Consider the following 22802-nt stretch of genomic DNA (forward strand, 5'->3'; position numbering starts at 1 on the left):
TAACTTAGTTAGAATGCGTTTAACACCAAACGCGGGGCGTGTTGATTTAACCGAATGCTGTTTTGATAATGAAAAAGCGACAAACTTACTTGAGCATTTAATTAACCGCAAGAAAAGGTTGTTTTCATTAGAAGGTGACGTTTTACGTCAACGTGAGAAATTAAATCATCGCTTGTGGCTCTTACAACTTAATACTCAGTCTTACCAACGAGATACAGGTATTAATGGCATGTATTTAGGCTTTCCTTTTTTAGTGCTAAATACACAGCCCAATAAAATAAAGCCACGTATTGCCCCTCTTTTTTTGTGGCCAATATCAATGAATATTTTGGGGGGCGCTCAAGGTGCGGTACAAATTGCATTTGATACAGAGCGTGCATCAGTACGTTTAAATCCTGCTCTTGCGAATTTTGTCGGTATTCCAGCGGTTAATGAATGGCAAAAAGTGCTCGATAGCTTAATGTCACAAACGGGCTTGAGTGTCAGTGAAATGATGAGTACGCTCTCATCCTTATTAACCACCGGGGAACATTCATTAAGGCCGTTACCTTCATTAACTGAGGAAATACCAGAAAACAGTGCTTATATTCATTGTTCTGCGGTGTTATTTCACACCTCTTTTATTGGGCAAATGATAAGTGCTGATTTACAACAAATTGCTAATTTACCAATCAATGGCACTGCGCTTGCAACCATGCTGAAAGTAAATACGCAGGCACAAGCTTTAGAGACACAAGATCCACTTGCAGATAATTATTTGCTCTCTTTGGCTGATCCTTCTCAAAATACCATTATTCAAGCGGCAAGAAAGCAAACGGGGTTATTAATAGAAGGCCCTCCTGGAACAGGTAAAAGCCAAACGATTGTCAACTTAATTGCTGATGCAATAGGGCGACAAAAAACAGCATTGGTACTTTGTCAAAAGCCTGCTGCATTAGATGTGGTATATAAGCGCTTGGTCGCAAATGGTTTACAAGATAGGGTACTGATTATTCATCAAAACCCTAAAGGGCGAGAGATTATTTCAGCGATCAGAGAACAATTGGCATTAGAGCGGAAGCGACAATTGATCGCGGATGTTAAGCAAGATACTTCCTTTGATCGTGATAGAACGCTTAATTTAATTCAATTTTATGAAACAACGTTAGATTCCTACTATAAAGCGTTATACCGAACGGATAAACAATATGATTATTCATACCGAGAAGTGTTGTCTGCACTACTCGAATTAGAATCGCAACAAAAATTAGCAATAAGTTCAGATGCGTTAACCACACTGCTTTCTCAATATAATAAAACAACGTTTGTTCAGCTTATCGATAATTTAACGTTATATGGTTTAGACTGGTATGCAATTAATTATGAAAACACACCATTAAATGGTGTTGTATTGTTTTCACCTGAAAGTACGTTATATCGCCAATTTAATGAAAATATTACGTTGTTTATCGAAGCAGAAAAACAGCGTGATATGGCATATAGTTTGCCTTATCAACAAATCACAATTGATAAATTAACCACTCACGAAACAACACTAGTGCAGTGCAAACAGCAGTTAAAAACTCACAATGAGCAACAATGGGATAATTTATCGCATTGGTTAACGCTGTTTTTAAATGAACAAGGTAAGCAAAATAAAGGAGAACAGATCATTGCTCAATTGGAGCAATTAGAAAAACGTTTACTGCAAATTGATAGTGAAGGTTGCGATCCTTTAATTTTCCGCTTACTCGCGCCATTAGATAATGCAACATTAGCGACGCTATCAAGAGCGGTGGCTGATAAGATCACTCCCTCATTTTTACGCTTCTTAAATCCTTATTATTATAGTAGGAACAGTAAGTTAAAAGATTTTATTGCACAAAGTGGTATAGGCGATAAAGTCGAGCACTATATTACGCTACATAAAACGATCACCACAGAACAACAATGGCGTTTGTTGTATCAAGAATTGCAACCTATTTATCAACAACTAGGGCTAGAACAGCGCCTTGATCTACAAAATACGCCATGGCAGGACACTATTAATAGTGTGATCACGGAGCTTAAAGCTTGTGATGATGATATTGCGATATTAGCGTTATATCCTCAGCCTAAACATTTTGTTGAGTCGATTCAATCAGCCAAAAAACAGGGCTTTGAACAGCAATGTTTAGAAATTGAGAATGCTATTGTTCGTGCTAAAACACAGCAAGTAAGTCTCGCTAAATTAGCAAACTTACAAGAAACCCTCACCGAACAATGTTATCAGCAATTTTATGATGCGATTAACAAAGGTGAATTGCTGACAACTCGATTACAGCAATTAGTCCAAAGTTTGCCTTTTTTAGGCAAGTTCCAGTTATTTCGAGAAAAAACGGCGCATTTTTCCCACGATGATTGGCAAGTTTTATCATTATCGCGCCAGTTAATAGAAGAAAGTGAAAGTTCACTTTCTGATCCAGTAGCGCCTTTAAAAGCAATATTGAGTTATCTGTTTTATGTCGCAGTCAAAACTGAGATTGAATTAAAAAACACGGTATTAAAGACTACGGCTCAACAATTGCAGGAATATATTGAACAATTAACGGAAAATTATCAGCAATTACAAAATATTAATCGCAAGTTGTTAACTGAAAATATCGAGTTATCAAAAATTGAAAATGCGCGTCATTGGGAAACAATAACGCGTTTAACAGGGCCAAGATCATTACGGTTACGCGAATTTATTGATAAAGCGACACAAATGGGATTGTTAAAATTACGTCCTATTTGGCTGATGACACCAGATGTGGCAAGCCAAATACTCCCCTTAAAAGCCGGACTTTTTGACAGCGTTATTTATGATGAAGCCTCACAAATGCCAATTGAATTTGCCTTACCGACATTATATCGCGGTAAACAAGCCATTGTGAGCGGTGATGAGAAACAGATGCCACCTTCATCTTTCTTCAGTGGTAAATTTAATGAAAATGAAGACGACGAAGATAATGATAACGAGGAAGATGAACAACAAGAGAAAAACAGTGAACAATGGGATCCAAGCCAAATTTGCCATTGTCCCGATTTACTTCATCTCGCTCGAACGGTATTGCCGATTCATACTTTAGATATTCATTATCGTTCGGCATTTCGAGAGTTAATTAATTTCTCCAATTATGCCTTTTATGAAAATCGGCTAAATATTCCAGCTCAACATTCAGCGAAAACCATTAGTCGAGTAAAACCGCTACATTTTATGGCGATCAATGGCACCTATGTTAATCAAACCAATGAAAAAGAGGCTTTGGCGATCGTTGAGCATTTAGCAACCTTATGGCAAACGCCTTTTCATAAACGTCCTTCTGTGGGAGTGGTGACGTTTAATCAAAAACAAGCTCAATTAATTAATCAGCATATTCTTGATCGCAATAACTATGATATGGATTTTTTAAAGGCTTACACGGAAGAATGTGCACGCTTGGATAACGATGAAGATATGTCGTTTTTTTGTGAAAAACGTTGAAAATGTGCAGGGTGATGAGCGAGATGTTATTTTGTTTTCGACAACTTTTGGTCGCAATATGCAAGGTACCTTTAGGCGTAATTTTGGTGTGTTAGGGCAAACTGGGGGAGAGCGTCGTTTAAACGTCGCTATCACTAGAGCGAAAAAGCAAGTGGTGATCATGTCATCAATGCCGATTGATGAAATCTCTGACTTATTAAGCACCAATAAACATCCTGAAATTCCTCGTGATTATTTACAAGGCTATTTGACTTACGCGAGTCATTGCCATCAGATTAATAAACAAGAGGAAAATAAACGTTTATTAGCTCGTTTCAGTCGTACGCAAGCTAGTGTGGTCACTCAAGATCAGTCAAACGATCAATTTATTATTGATGTAACTCGCTTTATTCAATCTCAGGGATATCATATTGCACCATCACAACAAGCGGGTATTTTCTCTTTTGACTGTTTAATTGAAGATGAGCAGCAAGGTCAATTACTGATGGGCATTGAGTGCGATATGCCACAACATGAGTGGTTATCTCAGGCGTGTGCACGTGAGTTATGGCGAAAAGAGATTTTGCGTAAAGTGGTGCCTTATCATTATCGTGTTTCGTTGACACAATGGTTTTATCATCGTCAAGAAGCGCAACAACAACTTCTTGAAGCTTTACAACATGCCTCTTTACTGAATGAAAAAGTGAGTAAATGATGAGTTCATCAGTACATTATATTTCTGTGAAAGAAACCACGGTTATCCGCTATCAGCGACAATTAGCGCATAGCAAAAAATACGTCAAGCAATGGAAGGCGTTAGTTGAACAACTCACATATCAAGATGAAAGAGTGAGCCAAATCGAATCTACCTTTAATGCCTTAGTTAAAGATAACCAGCAATTGAATGCATTAGATGCACAATCAGTGAGCCGATTAACGGATAAATTAAGCCAGTTTATTGTGCCATTACGACAAGATATGAAAAATTTACGCGAACAAGTGCTTGAAGAAAAAGCGCTTGCGCGTCATATCCAACAAGGTAAACAAAAATCATCGGCACTGTTAAAACAATTAAAATCACAATTAGCATCCAACAGTATTTTAATGACTGAAATTGAACACAGCGACAATATGAGTGCTGAAGAAATTAGCTTATTGCTATTTCGTGTAACGGGTGAAATTGATGCGCAAAAAGGGCAACTAAGTCCCGCTCAAACAGAATTACTGACGCAATTAAAAGCGCAATCTGTATATACCCAACAATTATGGCAAGGTGGCGAGCCTCAATGCTCATTTGCACAACAGTGTCACCAAATTGAGTTGATGATTGAAAAATTACGACTGGTGGGCAATGAAGCAGAAGCGAATGATAATGCAAGCCAGCTTATTGAAATGCAGACGCTTTTTGATAGTAAAAAACAGCGTTTATTAGCTGATTCAATGATCATGAATATCGCTGAAAGTTTGCGTAATAGTGTAAAACGTATTGAATTAATGGAAGAATTAACACGTTTATGTGCAGAGATTGAAAGCTTTGATGATAAACAGATGTTGACGCTTAGTCGAGAAACAGAAGCGGTTGCTTCATTAGCAACCGCCGAGCAACTTGATGTAATGATCACAAAGCTAAAACAGGCCATTGAAACTCATGAACAGCAACTTTCGATGAGACAGCAATGTGAGGCAGTATTGGCTGGTTTAAGTGAATTGGGTTATGTGGTGCATGAAAATGCAGTTAATTCATGGCTTGATAATGGGCAAGTTGTTGTACCTCATGCCACAATTCCTGATTATGGTTTAGAGTTAGGCGGAAGGCAGGCACGTTTCCAAGCGAGAACGGTGGCGTTAACACACCAACGTGATACAACGCGTGATAAAGATGTTGATGCCATTTGGTGCGGTCAGCATCAGCAATTGCAAAAAATTTTGGCGAAGTCGCACGCCGAGTTATTGATTGAGCGAGCATTGCCGGCAGGGCACAACGTAATGAAAGTGATTGAGAATGAAGATACTGCACATCAACATGCCGTAACACAAGCTCAAAAACCAAAAACATTCAGTCGGTAAAAAATAAATGATAAGTAAAAAATAAATAATAAGTAAAAAGCACTCATTTGAGTGGCTTCCACATTTAAACCTACCAATTAAGCAATAGTGACTGATTTATCTAAATACACATCTTGTACTGCATTAATTAGCGCAACGCCGTCTTTCATTGATTTCTTGAACGCTTTACGCCCTAAGATCAATCCCATACCACCCGCACGTTTATTAATGACAGCGGTACGAACTGCATCCTCAAGGTCATTATTACCTGACGCACCACCAGAGTTAATTAATCCCGCACGACCCATATAGCAGTTTGCTAATTGGTAACGGACTAAATCAATTGGATTTTCAGTGGTGAGTTTGGTGTAAACACGCTCATCAGTATGACCAAAACCAATCGCTTTAAAGCCACCATTATTTTCAGCCATTTTTTGTTTAACGATATCAGCGCCAATCGTCGCGGCTAAATGGTTTGCTTGACCGGTTAAATCAGCACTTGAATGGTAATCTACACCATCTTTCTTAAAGGCTGGATTGCGCAAATAAGCCCACAATACGGTTACCATACCCAATTCATGAGCACGCTCAAAGGCCATTGAAATCTCTTCAATTTGGCGACGGCTTTCTTGTGAACCAAAGTAAATGGTTGCACCCACTGCAACAGCACCCATTTCAAAGGCTTGTTCTACACTGGCATACAAGGTTTGGTCATATTGCGCTGGGTAGCTTAGGGTTTCGTTGTGGTTTAATTTCACAAGAAAAGGGATTTTGTGTGCATAGCGGCGAGAAACAGACGCTAAAACACCATAAGTAGAAGCAACACAGTTACAACCCGCTTCAATGGCTAATTCAACAATATTCTTTGGATCAAAATAGAGTGGGTTTGCGGCAAAAGAGGCGGCAGCAGAGTGCTCAACGCCTTGGTCAACAGGGAGAATAGACAGATACCCCGTTCCTGCTAAACGTCCATGATTAAACAGGGTTTGCATTGAACGTAACACGCTATTAGGGCGATTGTTATCAATCATAACACGATCAACAAAGTCAAAACCTGGCAGGTAGAGATTTTCATTTGGGATAGTTTGGCAACGATGTTCTAATAATGATTTTGCATCAGCGCCTAACAAACTTACTATATCAGTCATTACATACTCCAGTTCATGATGAGATGAGAGTGATTGTCATTTATCTACATTAAGATAACAAGTCACATTGAGGCGGTAACCGGCAGTGGATCGCTTCAGGTAACACAATAAATTCAAATTTATTCCCTAAAAGGGGTTCTCCATCTAAATTAAAGACCATTTCATGAGAAGCACTAATGTTTACCCAATGACTTTCACGCTCGATTATCTTGTCATTTTTTTTACGATCAAACAGGCTATTCAAAAGAGAAGGGAGTAATTCGTGTGCTTCAACAATCGTAATATTGAGTTTATTGTCGTTAATTAAAGCGTCGGGACAGAGTTGTTGTCCTCCTCCTGCTTGACGACCATTACCAATACCGAGAATGAGTGATTCACCTTCCCAGTGAAAATTTTCCGCTTCAATTGTGCAATAATCCGCTTTTAACGAATCGATACTTAAAAGGCCATTAATAAAATAGGCGGCTCCACCTAAGGCTGATTTTAACGCTTTAGGTGTTTCTGTTGTGATTTTGGTTCCAAAGCCACCTGATGCCATATTGATAAAATAGTGCGTCTTATTCACAGAGATAACATCAATAGGGACTGAGCGGCCTTTAACGGCTAAATTAAGGGCATTTTCCATATCGCGAGGAATTTGTGCGCTAGTCGCAAAATCATTTGCTGTGCCTAATGGAATAATGCCCAGTGTTGGTAACGATGAGGGAGAGAGATGAATGAGTTCAGATACAACGCTATTAATCGTTCCATCGCCTCCCGCGGCAATCACCGTTTCGGCTTGCATATCGATAGCTTCTTGTACAAAACGGTGTATATCACTGGATTCCCAAGTCACCCTTACTTGGAGATTAAAACCTTCATCACGTAATTGGTAAACGGCGTTTCTCAATGCACTATTGTTAGCGCTTTTTCCATTAATGATTAGCAAACTAATTTTACTCATTGATGAGTCCTTTTGATTGAATCACTCTTTTAAAGGTAATGGATATCAAGAAAATTACTATTTTTTTTACAAATGATAACGAAAAGGAGGCGTTTTATATAAAAGGGAGGATAAGAAAGGGATAAAAAGAAAAGGCAAATCCAAGGGAGATTGGATTTGCCAAGGAGGTGGTTCCTAGTCTTACTGTATTCATTCTAGTTCTTTATTTTTCGGAACTGATGATACGGTAAACAAATTATTATTGATGTGATCTGTATTTGAAATTGACCACTTTAAATCAGATTATGACGCTTTACTTCACTTCTACCGCATCAATCTTATGCGGTTGACGTGTTGTTGTACCTTGTAGGTTACGGATCAGCAGTGCAAAATCTAAATCAACATCTTCGGGAACAGATAAATACACCATGTGACCATTACCTGGTGCAACATCGGTTGGCTGCTGTTTTTTGTTAAATAGCGTCTCTAGCGTAAATTGAATATTTCCAGTGGGTGTCATTAATTCTAGGCTATCACCTAAAACAAATTTATTTTTCACATCAACTTCAGCTAAACCATTTACACGTTTACCGGTAAATTCACCGACAAATTGTTGAGTGTCAGAGACAGAATAACCATATTCATAAGTTTGGTACGCATCATGGGTATGGCGACGTAAGAAACCCTCTGTATAACCGCGGTGTGCTAACCCTTCTAATGTGGTGAGCAATGTTGGATCAAAGGGTTTACCTGCAACCGCATCATCAATTGCACGGCGATACATTTGTGCAGTACGGGCACAGTAATAGAAGGATTTAGTACGTCCTTCTATTTTTAGTGAATGCACACCCATTTGCGTTAATTGCTCAACGTGTTCAATTGCGCGTAAGTCTTTAGAGTTCATGATATAAGTACCGTGCTCATCTTCGAACGCAGTCATATATTCACCAGGACGTTTTGCTTCTTCGATTAAGTAGACTTTATCTGTTGGTGCGCCAACACCTAGCGTAGGCTCGACGTTTTTAACGGGGATTGGCGTGTATTTTTCAACGATGTTACCTACCTCATCTTCTTTGCCTTCTTCAACTTTATATTCCCAACGGCAAGCGTTAGTACATGTGCCTTGGTTTGGGTCACGCTTATTAATATAGCCAGATAATAGGCAACGACCTGAGTAAGCCATACATAATGCACCGTGAACGAAAACTTCTAATTCCATATCAGGAACTTGTTTACGAATTTCTGCAATTTCATCAATAGAGAGTTCACGAGAAAGGATCACGCGAGTTAATCCCATTTGACGCCAGAATTTTACGGTTGCCCAGTTAACGGCATTGGCTTGTACTGAAAGGTGAATATCCATTTCTGGGAAGGCTTCACGTACCATCATGATCAAACCCGGATCAGACATAATCAGCGCATCAGGTCCCATATCAATGACGGGCTTTAGGTCACGGATAAAGGTTTTTAATTTAGCATTATGCGGTGCGATATTAACCACAACATAGAAGCGCTTACCTAATTCGTGGGCTTCTTGAATACCTTTAGCAAGATTTTCGTGGTTAAACTCATTATTACGCACACGTAAGCTATAACGTGGCTGACCTGCATAAACGGCGTCTGCGCCATAAGCAAATGCATAGCGCATATTTTTTAATGAGCCAGCAGGAGAGAGTAATTCGGGTGTAAACATGGTTAATTTCCTGGTTCTGATTTCAAGTCAGTCCCCCACACATTGGGTAGGGGTATATCATAAAGGGGTGGATTCTAGCGCTTAAGTGTAGCGAGGTTCAATGTATTCCTGAAAAAATATCATCGAAAACGATAAGCTTGGGTTTCCCAACGATAGCCTTGACCATAAATTGAGCGAATAAATTCAATTTGATCGTTCAATTGCTCAAGTTTGCGTCGTAAATTTTTAATATGACTATCAATGGTTCTATCCGTCACAATGCGGTAGTCATCATAAAGATGATCCATCAGTTGATCGCGAGTTAATATTTTTCCAGGTTGAGTGGCTAAAGCTTTTAGTAAACGAAATTCAGCCGTCGTTAAATCGAGGATCTTATTATTGTATTGGATTTGGTAAGCCTGCTCATCAATGACGACGAATTTTTCATTTTGAATAATATCTTGTGGGCGATAAAAACGACGCAATAACGTTTTGACTCTGGCTACCACTTCTCTTGGACTATAAGGTTTGCAAATATAGTCATCAGCGCCAATCTCAAGCCCGAGTAATCGATCAACTTCTTCTGTTTTCGCTGTCACCATAATGATGGGAATATCTGAAAACTGACGCAACTCTTTACAGATCGTAATGCCATCTTTAACGGGCAACATCAGATCTAATAGTATTAAATCGTAGTGTTGCTGTTTTATACAATCGCTCACTTCAGCACCATCTGCTAACCAATGAGTCTGATAACCTGATGCTTGAAGATAATCAATAAGTAATTGGGCAAGTTTGGGTTCATCTTCAACAATCAGGATTGAATAGGGTGATTCAGATACGGTCATTTATTGGCTCAAGGGTTATTAGGCTTAAAGATCATCAGAATATGCAGGTAATTCTATAAGGATTTTCACGCCACCTAAAGAGGACGGCATTGCACTTATCTTACCATTATGGGCTTCAACAATATTTTCGCAAATCGCAAGACCTAAACCAGAGCCACCACTTGCACGATTTCGTGAGTTTTCTGCACGATAAAACCGCTGGAAAACAACGTTATATTGAGCGTTATCTAGCCCTGGAGCACTATCTTCTAATGAAATCAGAACATGATTTTGTGCTTTTTGGGTACTGATATGCAATTGACCACCTGAATAAGTATAACGAACACTATTCTCCAGCAGATTATGGAAAAGCTGGATCAATCGGTCAGGATCGGCTTGCACAATCAATGGAGACAGATCATCTAATTCGGTGAGTAAAGTAATCTCTTTAGTTTGATATGTGTGACGATAAGAAGCCACTGCCAACAAAATGACCTCATTAATATCAATAAAATCTTTACGATAAGTTAAAGAACCTCTGTCTGATAGCGAAAGCTGGTGGAGATCATTAACTAATTTTGTCAGGTTGGTGACTTCAAATAGAAGGGAGTTTAATGTCTCTTTTGTTGGCTTTCTGACACCATCTTGCAGCGCTTCAAGTTCACCTTTTAAAATAGCGAGAGGGGTTCGCAATTCATGTGAGATATCTGCCATATAATCGCGACGAATTTGCTCATTTTTTTCTAGTGTGCTGGCTAGTTGATTAAAATCGGTAGCGAGCTGACTGATTTCATCTTTGCTTGTGGGCGTCACACGAACAGAAAAGTCACCCGCTGCTAATTTATGAGTCGCCTCAACAAGTCGTTTAACTGGGCGTATCATATTGCGAGAAAGAATAAGAGTGATCAATAACGCAAAAAGAACCGTTAAACCAGCAATGACCCAACTGGTACGCAGTTGTTGTTTATCAAAACTGATATCGGCTTCACTGCTGATTTTATCTGCCGCACTGACAATCACCCATCCAACAATTTCATTGTGAAAGGTAATGGGCTTTTTAAATGTTTCTGCGGGAAATTGATTGTCATGCCCAAATAAGCGCTTCATCTCTTTATCAACGATCCAAAATTGCGTACGCCAACCTCTGGGAGGAGGGCCTTCGCTACTTTGACTTATTTGATCAATGCTTCGTAATATTTGATAAAGAGAACGATCATCTCTATTGAGAAAGCGCCAATCTCCTGTCAATGCATATTGTTCAGTTAAGGCTTCAGCTAAAAGAGTTGCACGCTGTTCACTGTTTTTCTTGATATAACCGATGAATCCTTGCTGGAAGCTGCCTCGAATACCAATATGCATAGCGAGAACAACCACCATACAAGTCGCGAAAACCACTAAGAACAGCTTGCTTCTCAATTTCATGCATTTGCCTCTTTTTTGCTGATCCGTCGTTGTTGCCAACGTTCACGCAATCCATCAAAAAATAGATAAATAACAGGGGTTGTATACAGGGTCAGTAGTTGGCTCATTAATAAGCCCCCTACAATGGTTATTCCTAACGGTTGTCTTAATTCAGCACCATCTCCGCTACCTAACATCAATGGTAATGCACCAAATAATGCGGCAAGAGTTGTCATAATAATAGGACGAAAACGTAATAAACTGGCTTGAATAATGGCCTCTTTAGCTGACAATTTGCCTTCACGCTGTGCTGTAATTGCAAAATCCACCATAATAATGGCGTTTTTCTTCACAATACCAATAAGCAACATAATGCCAATAAGTGCGATCAGACTAAAAGGTGTATTAAAAAGCTGTAATGCTAATAAGGCACCCACACCAGCAGAAGGTAGGGTTGATAAAATAGTCAGCGGATGAATATAGCTTTCATACAGTACACCTAATACCAAATAGACCGTTACAATCGCCGCTAAGATAAGAATGAGTTGTGATTTGATGGTTTCTTGGAAAATTTGTGCGGTACCTGCAAAAGAGCCTCTGACGGTATTCGGTACACCTAGCTCTGTCATTGTACGTTCAATAGAATTAATGGCATCAGCTAATGTATAGCCTTCAGGAATATTAAAGGCAATAGTTGAAGAAGCAGATAATCCTTGGTGATTAACACTTAATGGGGCATTAGCGGGATACCAACTCGCAAATGCGGATAATGGGATACGTTCACCTTGATTATTGACCACATACATTTTATCTAACGCCGAAACATCTTGGGTGTATTGTTCAGAGACTTCCATGACCACTTTATACTGATTTAGTGGCGCATAAATGGTGGATATTTGACGCTGACCAAAAGCATTGTTCAGTAGATTATTGGCATCACTGACATTAATACCTAATTGCGACATGGTATCGCGATCGTAAGTCAGTGCCATTTCTGCGCCTTTATCTTCTTTATCAGAGTTAACGTCTACAAGTTGAGGCAATTCACCTAACGCTTTACGGACAATAGGCTCCCATTTACGCAACTCGCTTAAATCATCAGCTAATAATGTAAATTGATAACTGGCATTGGCTTGACGCCCGCCTGCTCGAACATCTTGCACTGGCATTAAAAAGAGGTTGGCACCGGGTTCATTGGCTAATTTTGCCCGTAGGCGATTAATTACTTGATTGGCGCTATCAGTACGCTCTGATAATGGATTAAGAGAAATAAACATAAATCCACTGTTAATACGCCCTCCACCGGTAAAACCCGTTACGCTATCAACGTCTTTATCTGCATTAATTTCTTGCATAAAACGGGTCATTTTTTCTTTCATCGATTGGAATGAAATACTTTGGTCTGCACGTACAAATCCCATTAAGCGACCCGTATCTTGATCGGGGAAAAATGTTTTGGGGGCACTGATATATAAATAGGCATTTAAGCCTAACGTGGCGAAAAAAATAGCCATAATCCAGCGTCGATGGCGCAATGCGGCTTGTAATGTGACACTGTAACCTTGCTGGGCGCGGAAAAGCAACTTACCAAAGCCTCGTAAATGTGATTGGGCTTTAGGCTTCATGCCTTTTAGTAAATGCGCACACATCATGGGCGTTAGCGTAAGAGAAACAAATAGCGAGATAGCAATAGCGGTTGTTAAGGTGATGGCAAACTCTTTAAACAATCGCCCAACAAGACCATCCATTAACAGTAATGGAATAAAAACGGCAACAAGAGAAATACTCATCGACAGGACAGTAAAACCAACCTCACCAACGCCTTTTAAAGCGGCATCTTTGGGTTTTAAACCATTTTCAATATGACGAGAGATATTTTCAAGTACCACAATAGCATCATCAACCACAAAGCCCGTCGCTACGGTTAATGCCATTAATGAAAGATTGTTTAAACTAAAGCCACAAAGATACATGGCTGAAAAGGTCCCAATTAATGAAACGGGAACAGCAACGGCAGGGATCAGCGTGGCACGACCTGAGCGTAAAAATAAGAACACAACTAAAATCACGAGCGCCACAGCAATGGCTAACGCTCGTTCTACTTCAGCTAGGGATGCGCGAATAGTCGGGGTTCTATCTTGTGCTACTTTTAAATCAACACTGGCTGGGATCAACTCACGTAAGTCAGGAAACTCATTACGAATGCGATCCACGGTTTCAATGATGTTGGCACCCGCTTCACGACGAATAACGAGCAAAATCGCAGGTTCTCCGCCACTCATTCCCGCCGCTCGAGCGTTTTGTACTGAATCGGTAACTTGTGCCACATCACTTAAACGTACAACAGCATCTTGATTATAATGCACAATCACAGGACGATATTCTGCTGCTTTGCTGAGCTCATCGTTAGTTTGGATTTGCCAACGCTTCTCGTCATTATTTACAAAGCCTTGAGGTCGTCGCACATTCGCTTGGTTAATGGCTTTTCTGACATCATCGAGGCTGACATTTTGGTTAAATAACGCATCAGGATTGAGGGCGACACGTATCGCTGGCAATGAGCCACCACCGACAGATACTTCACTGACACCTTCAATCTGCGAGATTTTTTGTGCCAATCTTGTTGAGGCGAGATCGTAAAGTTCCCCTGTATTTTGGATATCAGAGGTGAGCGTTAAGATCATAATCGGTGCATCAGAAGGATTTGATTTATAATAACGTGGTCGGCTTGGCATGCCTGAAGGTAATAAGCTTTGTGACGCATTTAATGCGGCTTGTACATCACGAGCTGCTGTATTGATATCTTTGTTTAAATCAAACACTAGAGTAATACTGGTACTGCCAAGCGAACTGCTTGATGTCATCTCATCAATACCCGCAATTCGCCCTAGGGAGCGCTCAAGTGGTGTTGCCACAGAAGATGCCATCGTTTCTGGTGATGCCCCTGGTAATGAGGCGTAAATATTAATAACGGGATAATCAACTTGTGGCAATGGGGCAACAGGGAGCAACATGAAACCTAATGCACCACATAGCGAAATCGCCAAGCTGAGTAACGTCGTTGCGACGGGACGTTGAATAAAGAGGGCGAAAAACTTCATGATACAGCCCCGTTATTATTCTCAACGTGTTTATTACGGTTGATATAGAGCGATAACTTATCAAATAATAGATAAATAACGGGGGTCGTAAATAGCGTTAAGATTTGGCTCATAATTAAGCCACCAACCATACAAACCCCTAATGGCTGACGTAACTCGGCTCCTACACCGGTACTTAACATTAAAGGTAAGGCACCTAAAAGCGCCGCCATTGTAGTCATTAAGATTGGTCGGAAACGTAATAGACATGCTTGATAAATAGCTTCGTAAGGGGTTAAACCTTGCTCTCGTTCAGCGGCAAGGGCAAAGTCTATCATCATGATCGCATTTTTCTTTACGATCCCGATGAGTAAGATGATCCCAATAATTGCAATAATATCCAGCTCATTGCCCGCGGCGATTAAAGCTAATAATGCACCAACACCCGCTGTTGGCAGCGTAGATAAAATAGTGATAGGGTGAATAAAACTCTCATATAGCACGCCTAATACAATATACATTGCCACAATTGCCGCGATAATCAGCCACAAAGTACTCGAAAGCGCACTTTCAAATGCCAGTGTTGCCCCTTGGAATTGGGTGGTGATATCTCTTGGCATAGAAATTTGCTCTTCAGCTAATTTTACAGCTTTTACGGCTTCTTCAAGAGAGGATTGTTCAGCGACATTAAATGAGAATGTTGCTGAAGGAAATTGCTCTTGATGATTAATAGAAAGTGGTGCTAAGCGTTGCTCTACGGATGCAATAGACAATAAAGGTACCATCGCCCCCTCTTTGCCGGTCAAATGCACGGCTGAAAGAGCCTGTAGTCCATCACCATTACGAATATCTTGTTCTAAAACCACGCGATACTGATTAGCTTGAGTATAGATAGTGGAGATTAAACGCTGACCAAAAGCGTTATAAAGTGCATTATCTATATCACTCATCGAAATACCTAAACGGCTTGCTGAGTCTCTATCTACTTTGATATACGCCATCATGCCGTTGTCTTGCCAATCACTGCTGATATCGGTCAATTCAGCGCTATCTTTTAGTGCTTGGGAGAGCTTTGGCACCCAATAAGCCAATTCATCTAAGGATGTTGCTTGTAGCGTGAATTGATACTGAGTACGAGAAACTTGCGTATCAATTGTCAAATCTTGAGTCGGTTGCAGATAGAGCGTCATGCCTGAAATAGCCGCAATGCGTTCTTGTAAACGAGGAATAATCACATCTATCCGATCATCACGCTGATCAAGGGGTTTTAGCGTGATTTGTAATCGTCCTGTATTGAGTGTTGCGTTGCTTCCATCAATCCCTACAAAGCTAGCAATATTATCAATAGCGGGATCATCAATTAATTTATCAACGACTTGCTGCTGTTTTTCTACCATTGCTTGATAAGAAATGGATTGTGAGGTTTCAATGGTTCCTTGCAATAACCCGTTATCTTGTAGTGGGAAGAAGCCTTTAGGAATAAACATATAGAGCAATACAGTGAGCACTAATGTGCTCAGTGCGACACCAAGCGTTATCCATTGATGGTTTAAAACACGTTTGAGCCAAACGGCGTATACCGCAATCATTCTTTCAAAGAAACGCTCGCACGCCATTTCAAAACGATTGTGTTTGATTTCATTTTCAGGCTTTAGCAATCGGGCACACATCATTGGCGTTAATGTGAGCGAAACGACAGCAGAGATTAAAATGGCGACAGCAAGAGTGATTGCGAACTCTCTAAATAAGCGTCCGACAATATCGCCCATAAATAACAGGGGGATCAGTACGGCAATAAGAGAGAAGGTAAGGGAAATAATGGTAAAACCTATTTCGCCAGCCCCTTTTAACGCGGCTGTTAATGGTTTATCACCACGTTCAAGGTAACGGGAGATATTTTCAATCACAACAATGGCGTCATCGACAACAAAGCCCGTGGCAATGGTCAATGCCATTAAGGTGAGGTTATTGACAGAGAATCCACAAAAATACATCACGGCGAACGTACCGACTAATGAAAGCGGTACAGCAATACTTGGAATTAAGGTGGCGACACCATTACGTAAAAAGAGATAAATGACCATCACCACAAGGGCGATAGCTAAACCCAGTTCAAACTGCACATCTTTAACAGAAGCACGGATTGTTGTGGTTCTGTCTGTTAAGATCTCAACATTAACGGATTTTGGTAAATTAGAAACTAAATCAGGTAATAAATTACGAATATTATCAGTAGTATCAATGACGTTAACGCCGGGTTGACGTTGAACATTAATAATAATTGCTTGCTTATTATTCGCCCATGCACCGAGTTGATTATTTTCAGGTGCTTGTTCTATTGTTGCGATATCAGATAGACGAATTGGGGCGCCATTTTTATAAGTAACGATTAATTGACGGTAGTCTTCTAATGATTTCATCTGATCATTGGCGGATAACGTCACAGAGCGAGTGGGTCCATCAAGGCTCCCTTTTGCTGAGTTAACGTTCGCATTATTGATGGCTACACGAATTTTTTCGCTATCTAAACCGTAAGATGCAGCGGCTTGTGCATTAAGTTTGATTCTAACCGCAGGGCGCTGCCCACCCGCTAAAGAGACTAAACCAACACCATTAACTTGTGAAATTTTTTGCGAAATACGGGTTTCAACCATATCTTGCAACTGTGTCATGGGTAATATTGAGCTTGTCACCGCCAAGGTTAAAATAGGCGGATCTGCGGGATTTACTTTGCTGTAAATCGGTGGATACGGTAAATCGGATGGTAGCAGATTAGTGGCCGCATTTATCGCAGCTTGGACTTCTTGCTCTGCAACATCTAATGGTAATGTTAATTGGAACATCAGTGTGATCACTGATGCACCACCAGAACTTTGTGACGACATCTGTTTTAATCCAGACATCTGTCCAAATTGACGCTCTAATGGAGCGGTAACTGCTGATGTCATTACATCTGGGCTTGCTCCTGGATAGAGTGTAACGACCTGAATAGTGGGGTAATCAACTTCAGGTAATGCAGAGACGGGCAACATACGATAGCCAACAATCCCTGCAAGGAGTATGGCGACCATAAAAAGGGTGGTTGCAACAGGGCGCAGAATAAATAAGCGAGAGGGGCCCCCACTTGTACCGTGTGTTTTCTCGGTCATTACGCTTTCTCCGCAACAACACGGTTATTATCTTTCGTCTTTGGTGCTGTGGGGGTCACGATATCAACTTTGCACCCTGTGTTAATCTATCCACACCATCGGTTACAACCCGCTGTTCTGCCGATAAACCCGAAGCTATGACGACTTTTTCTGCATTTTGTAATGCCACTTCAACACGTAATTTACTCACTTTATTTTCGCTATCGACAACCCAAACAAAGTGACCTTCATTACCCATTTGCAGCGCCGCATTAGGAATAACGACTGCTTTTTCTAATGTGGTGACATAAAGACGGACATTAACAAATTGGTTAGGGAATAACGTTGTCTCTTGCTGAGGGAAACGTGCTTTTAATTTAATGGTGCCAGTTGTTGCATCAATTTGGTTATCAACACTAAATAATTTGCCTTTAGCTAATTCAAATTGGTTATTTCTATCTAATGCGGTGACGGGTAAATCGGCATTATTTTTACGCGCTTGAATAACATTCGCGAGATCTTGTTCTGGTAATGTAAAGAGCACATCAACAGGATCCATTTGATTGATAACGACGATAGGTGTAGAGGAGCCACCAGAAATATAATTACCAACATCAACTTGTTTTAAACCCACTTGACCTGAAATAGGCGCGGTGATTTTGCTGTAAGTGAGTTGTAATTGTGCATTACTGATAGCCGCTTCATCAATACGGATGCTAGCTTCAGACTGTTTAACTAAAGCTTGTTGATTATCCAATTCTTGTTGTGAGACTAAATTGGTTTTCGCTAATTTTTGATAACGTGCTAAATCAAGACGAGCATTAGCTAATGTTGCTTGATCTTTTGCCAGTTGTCCTTTGGCTTGAGCTAATTGAACTTCAAAGGGGCGAGAGTCAATTTCCGCTAATAAATCACCTTGTTGAACGTGTTGTCCTTCCGTGAAATGTAATGCCATTAATTGACCTTCAACACGGCTAGTGACGGTGACACTGTTAGTGGCTTTAACCGTTCCTAAAGCAGATAAAAACTGGGGAACATTCTCTTGCGTTGACATTGCAACTTGAACAGGTGGTAAAGGTGGACGACGAGATCCAGAGGTACCTCGACTTTGTGAGTTTGCTGCTTGAGCCCCTTTATTTTCAGGTGATGCTGTTTTTGCTGCATTAAATTGCCAATAGGCGTAACCCCCTGCGATGACGACAATTAAAGCGATGATGAGAGAAACTCTTTTTTTAACATTTTTGTTTTTATTCATTACTTTTGTGATCTCACTGGCAACTAGCTAATCAGAAATACTGAAATGAAAATCTGGAATGGTGACATTCTACCTGTTTCTTCATCGTTAAAAATGAAGGAAATATGGAAATTAAGTCAAGGAATGTGTTTTGTTGGCGCTATTTTAATCAATTAAAACGTATTGCTACTGGCATTATTCTATCGTTGTTATTCAATAAACGTTAATTGAGCAAAAAGAGCAATAAGCAGTAGCGTAGCTTAATTGTTTATATGGAGATAATTAAGTGGAAAATAATTTATTGATTATCAGTAAGTTATTTTGTTTGATGTTTTTTTAATCGCATAACTATTTTGTACAAATGCCTGTAACTATGATAAAACGCAATAGTTAGTTATAATTCTTAGATAATTATGCTTTCCAGTGATAGAATGCCAACCTTGTTTTTCTCTGCGTTGAACTCTTTTCAAAGAATAACAATCCAGTATGAAATTCACCGAGCTTTAACTCTGTCTTGAATAACGAAATTTTTGTAAAAATTAGCCTAAATATAAAGGCGTAATAGAATAATTAGAGGTTTTTAGTGTCAACTGCAAACACACCTGACGATGGACAAAAACCGAGCCTGAATGCATTTAAACAGCCTCGTGCGTTTTATCTCATCTTCTCAATCGAATTATGGGAACGTTTCGGTTATTACGGCCTACAAGGGATCATGGCCGTTTACTTGGTTAAAATGCTGGGCATGGGTGAAGCAGAAGCTATCACCGTTTTTGCTGCATTTACCGCATTAGTTTATGGTTTTGTTGCTATCGGTGGATGGCTTGGGGATAAAGTCCTTGGTACTAAAAGGGTTATTATTCTTGGCGCAATCGTACTGGCAATTGGTTATGCGATGGTAGCATTTTCTGATCACAATAAAGACGTGATTTATTGGGGACTTGCAACGATTGCAGTAGGTAATGGTTTATTTAAAGCTAACCCATCTTCATTATTAGCCACTTGCTACGAGAAAGATGATCCGCAATTAGACGGTGCATTTACGATGTACTATATGTCTATCAACGTAGGTTCGTTTTTATCTATGTTAGCAACGCCATGGTTAGCGGCTAATTATGGTTGGGATGTTGCATTTGCATTAAGTGTTGTTGGTATGCTGATCACCTTAGCAAACTTTATGGTTTGCCGTAGTTGGATCAAAGATAAAGGCTCTAGACCTGATTTTGAACCGCTTAATTATTTAAAATTATTATTAACGCTGGTGGGTATCGTCGCTTTAACGGCTGTATCGACTTGGCTATTACATCATAATGAAGTGGCAAGTTGGTCTTTGGCGGTTATCTCACTCGGTATCATCCTGATTTTTGCACGTGAAACCTTTATGATGAAAGGTGCTGCTCGCCGTAAGATGATTGTCGCGTTTTTGCTGATGGTTGAAGCCGTGGTCTTTTTCGTTCTTTACGATCAAATGCCAACATCGTTAAACTTCTTCGCAATCCATAACGTTGAGCACTCAATTTTAGGTTTTAGCGTTGAACCTGAACAATTCCAATCATTGAATCCATTCTGGATCATGTTAGCAAGCCCATTATTAGCGGCAGTTTATAACTTTATGGGTGATAGATTGCCGATGCCATATAAGTTCACCGCAGGGATGTTCTTAAGTGCGACGGCATTCTTAGTGTTACCACTGGGTGCAAGCATGGCAAATGAAGCGGGTATTGTGTCTTCATGGTGGCTAGTCGCAAGTTATGGTTTCCAAAGCATTGGTGAGCTAATGATTTCAGGACTTGGTCTTGCCATGGTTGCTCAACTTGTACCGCAGCGTTTAATGGGCTTTATTATGGGTGCTTGGTTCTTAACTTCGGCAGCGGCTGCAATTATTGCCGGTAAAGTGGCGAGTTTAATGGCAGTACCAGAAGATGTACAAAGCGCTCACGCTTCATTAGAAATTTACAGCAGTGTATTCTTACAAATCGGTATTGTAACGGGTGTTATCGCAATTCTAATGCTGATCACGGCGCCTATGCTAAGTAAAATGACACAGTAATTTGTGCCATTAAAAAACAAAGTTTAAGAAAAATAAAGGATGCTATAAGGCATCCTTTTTTGTTTATTTATTGCCATCGAATGCAGCATAAAAAAATACCGCCTTTATTAAGGGCGGTATTGTATTCGGGGACGGATAGAACGATGCGTTGATATTGATAAAGGTCTAGCCGCTCACTTTATCAATCTGTAATGCAACCTCTTTTTCTCTGGTTGTCGGTTTTACTGCTGTCCACCCTTTATAAGCTAAAGGTAAGAAAGCGACAGCAATTGCTAATAATGATACGCCAGCAACATAATATGCACCTGCCATTGCTGTTTTTTCTAACCATATTCCTGTTAACATTGGTGTTAATCCACCGAACAAGGCATAAGCCATATTATAAGCAAAAGATAAACCAGAAAAACGAATTGATGGTGGAAATGCTCTTGTGCTAACGATAGGTGTAGTTGCAATCGCGCCTACAAAAAAGCCCATCAAACCATAGTTAAACGCTAATTGAAAACTTGACATCGCTGCATCTAAACTGCCATAGAAATGGAATGCAGTAAGAATTAAACCGCCCCATGATAATGTCATTGATGCACGTGTTCCTAATTTGTCACCAATCCAACCCCAGAATATGCAACCTAAGGTTAAAGTTAATGTTGCAACACAGTTTGCTTCTAATGACGTTGTTCTATCAATTTTATAGATCCCTTCAACAATGACACCGGGTGTCATCAAAATGGTGACAACGATAGCGGTTGATAAAGACCATGTTAATGCAGCTGTAATTAAGCATGCTTGCTTATGACCCTTAATAACTGAAACCACAGGCATTTCTTGTGCTAACGCTTTTTTTGCCGCCATTTCTTTGAAGATCGGGGTTTCTTGTAAAAAGCGACGTAAGTAAACAGAGATTAAGCCAAATACGCCCCCTAAAATAAAAGGAATACGCCATGCAAAATCATTTACTTCTTGAGCGGTATAGCTACGTTGAACGATAATTGCCACGATTGAGCCTAATAAAATACCGCCTGTAATACCCGAGGTTAATGTTCCTACACCTAAACCATAACGTTGTTTGGGGGTGTGCTCTGCGATAAACACCCAAGCACCAGGCATTTCACCACCAATGGCGGCACCTTGCATAATGCGCATTAATAACAACAATAATGGTGCTGCAACACCAATGCTGGCATAAGTGGGTAATAAACCAATCACTAATGTGGGTACAGCCATTAAGAAGATACTTAAAGTAAACATGCGCTTACGTCCAATAATATCTCCGTAGTGCGCCATAATAATGCCACCCAAAGGGCGAGCAAGATAACCTGCGGCAAAAATACCTAATGTCTGCATTTGTGCAATAAAAGCGTTATCGCCAGGAAAGAACAAGTGGCTCAATGTTTTCGTAAAGAACACGAAGATCACGAAATCATAGAACTCCAATGTTCCCCCTAGTGAGGACAAACCCAACGTTTTATAGTCGTTGCGATTCAATGGTCTTGCCGTAGGTTGACTCAACGGCTGAGTGGAGTGTGATTGTGATGTCATAATAACAACCTATAATAATCATCGTGATAAAAATATTAAGTAATAAGATCACCATTAGATTCTTTTTAAGTTAGCAAATAAAATAGGGTGAAAATAAATAACTGTGAAAGGTTATTTAAAAACTATTTATGCGAGAAAGAATAATATTGTGATGATAGTTTAAGTTATAACAGGAAGCTCTTAATAATGTAAATAGGTGAAATTAAAACAACATTATTAACTGTTTTTTTTACCACTGTTTGTTGTTATTGTTTTAGTTGATTGACTTGAGTAAATTTAAATTTCATTTTAT

Annotated in this window: 13 protein-coding genes; 4 read left to right on the forward strand and 9 right to left on the reverse strand. The window is 39.9% G+C overall.

The features are described 5' to 3' along the window. Window positions 1-13: 13 nt before the first annotated feature. Genes BHE89_RS25280 through BHE89_RS07275 form a run of 3 tightly spaced genes read left to right on the forward strand, consistent with a single transcriptional unit; the run spans window position 14 to window position 5530 of the window. Entirely contained in the window at window positions 14-3484 is a 3471-nt protein-coding gene (locus tag BHE89_RS25280) for an AAA domain-containing protein (protein WP_286145962.1), read from the forward strand. After that, window positions 3471-4178, forward strand: coding sequence for an AAA domain-containing protein (locus BHE89_RS25285; protein WP_286145961.1), 708 nt, complete (start codon window positions 3471-3473; stop codon window positions 4176-4178). Before BHE89_RS25280 ends, BHE89_RS25285 begins: the two co-directional genes overlap by 14 nt. After that, window positions 4175-5530 carry a hypothetical protein gene (locus BHE89_RS07275; protein WP_077885084.1) on the forward strand — a complete coding sequence of 452 codons (1356 nt, stop codon included), beginning with the start codon at window positions 4175-4177 and terminating at the stop codon, window positions 5528-5530. Before BHE89_RS25285 ends, BHE89_RS07275 begins: the two co-directional genes overlap by 4 nt. A gap of 77 nt (window positions 5531-5607) precedes the next feature. Here the strand turns inward: BHE89_RS07275 and fbaB are convergent, their stop codons facing one another. The 8 genes from fbaB to BHE89_RS07315 form a co-directional block, all read right to left on the reverse strand. Then, complete coding sequence (gene fbaB / locus BHE89_RS07280; protein ID WP_069367580.1) at window positions 5608-6657, reverse strand: class I fructose-bisphosphate aldolase; 1050 nt, start codon at window positions 6655-6657, stop codon at window positions 5608-5610. 49 nt (window positions 6658-6706) lie between these two features. Continuing rightward, on the reverse strand, window positions 6707-7600 hold the full coding sequence (gene yegS / locus BHE89_RS07285) for a lipid kinase YegS (protein WP_069367579.1): 894 nt from the start codon (window positions 7598-7600) through the stop codon (window positions 6707-6709). A 292-nt stretch (window positions 7601-7892) separates the two neighbouring features. Next, on the reverse strand, window positions 7893-9272 hold the full coding sequence (gene trhP / locus BHE89_RS07290; RefSeq protein WP_069367578.1) for a prephenate-dependent tRNA uridine(34) hydroxylase TrhP: 1380 nt from the start codon (window positions 9270-9272) through the stop codon (window positions 7893-7895). Window positions 9273-9391: 119 nt separating this feature from the next. After that, a complete protein-coding gene (gene baeR, locus BHE89_RS07295) occupies window positions 9392-10099 on the reverse strand; it encodes an envelope stress response regulator BaeR (RefSeq protein WP_069367577.1) in 708 nt (235 codons plus the stop codon). A 24-nt stretch (window positions 10100-10123) separates the two neighbouring features. Continuing rightward, window positions 10124-11500, reverse strand: a complete 1377-nt coding sequence (gene baeS, locus BHE89_RS07300; RefSeq protein WP_069367576.1) for an envelope stress sensor histidine kinase BaeS — start codon at window positions 11498-11500, stop codon at window positions 10124-10126. Further along, window positions 11497-14580, reverse strand: coding sequence for a multidrug efflux RND transporter permease subunit MdtC (gene mdtC / locus BHE89_RS07305; RefSeq protein WP_069367575.1), 3084 nt, complete (start codon window positions 14578-14580; stop codon window positions 11497-11499). The genes baeS and mdtC overlap by 4 nt, the downstream gene beginning before the upstream one ends. Beyond that, window positions 14577-17708, reverse strand: a complete 3132-nt coding sequence (locus tag BHE89_RS07310) for an MdtB/MuxB family multidrug efflux RND transporter permease subunit (protein WP_069367574.1) — start codon at window positions 17706-17708, stop codon at window positions 14577-14579. The genes mdtC and BHE89_RS07310 overlap by 4 nt, the downstream gene beginning before the upstream one ends. A gap of 55 nt (window positions 17709-17763) precedes the next feature. Continuing rightward, complete coding sequence (locus tag BHE89_RS07315) at window positions 17764-18942, reverse strand: MdtA/MuxA family multidrug efflux RND transporter periplasmic adaptor subunit (protein WP_128860369.1); 1179 nt, start codon at window positions 18940-18942, stop codon at window positions 17764-17766. A gap of 562 nt (window positions 18943-19504) precedes the next feature. Between BHE89_RS07315 and dtpA the strand changes: the two genes are divergently transcribed. Next, window positions 19505-20971, forward strand: a complete 1467-nt coding sequence (gene dtpA, locus BHE89_RS07320) for a dipeptide/tripeptide permease DtpA (protein ID WP_069367573.1) — start codon at window positions 19505-19507, stop codon at window positions 20969-20971. Window positions 20972-21136: 165 nt separating this feature from the next. On the opposite strand, the gene BHE89_RS07325 is transcribed toward dtpA, so the two are convergent. Next, a complete protein-coding gene (locus BHE89_RS07325) occupies window positions 21137-22510 on the reverse strand; it encodes an MFS transporter (RefSeq protein WP_069367572.1) in 1374 nt (457 codons plus the stop codon). Window positions 22511-22802 lie beyond the last annotated feature (292 nt).

The organism is Shigella sp. FC1967 (genome assembly GCF_001743005.1).
GTDB lineage: Bacteria > Pseudomonadota > Gammaproteobacteria > Enterobacterales > Enterobacteriaceae > Proteus.

Bases quoted from the DNA above. Each gene is read 5' to 3' on its own strand.
- trhP (WP_069367578.1), bottom strand. From the start codon at position 9,272: ATGTTTACACCCGAATTACTCTCTCCTGCTGGCTCATTAAAAAATATG.
- BHE89_RS25280 (WP_286145962.1), top strand. From the start codon at position 14: ATGCGTTTAACACCAAACGCGGGGCGTGTTGATTTAACCGAATGCTGT.
- yegS (WP_069367579.1), bottom strand. From the start codon at position 7,600: ATGAGTAAAATTAGTTTGCTAATCATTAATGGAAAAAGCGCTAACAAT.
- BHE89_RS07310 (WP_069367574.1), bottom strand. From the start codon at position 17,708: ATGACCGAGAAAACACACGGTACAAGTGGGGGCCCCTCTCGCTTATTT.
- mdtC (WP_069367575.1), bottom strand. From the start codon at position 14,580: ATGAAGTTTTTCGCCCTCTTTATTCAACGTCCCGTCGCAACGACGTTA.
- baeR (WP_069367577.1), bottom strand. From the start codon at position 10,099: ATGACCGTATCTGAATCACCCTATTCAATCCTGATTGTTGAAGATGAA.
- BHE89_RS07315 (WP_128860369.1), bottom strand. From the start codon at position 18,942: ATGAATAAAAACAAAAATGTTAAAAAAAGAGTTTCTCTCATCATCGCT.
- fbaB (WP_069367580.1), bottom strand. From the start codon at position 6,657: ATGACTGATATAGTAAGTTTGTTAGGCGCTGATGCAAAATCATTATTA.
- BHE89_RS07325 (WP_069367572.1), bottom strand. From the start codon at position 22,510: ATGACATCACAATCACACTCCACTCAGCCGTTGAGTCAACCTACGGCA.
- BHE89_RS07275 (WP_077885084.1), top strand. From the start codon at position 4,175: ATGATGAGTTCATCAGTACATTATATTTCTGTGAAAGAAACCACGGTT.
- baeS (WP_069367576.1), bottom strand. From the start codon at position 11,500: ATGAAATTGAGAAGCAAGCTGTTCTTAGTGGTTTTCGCGACTTGTATG.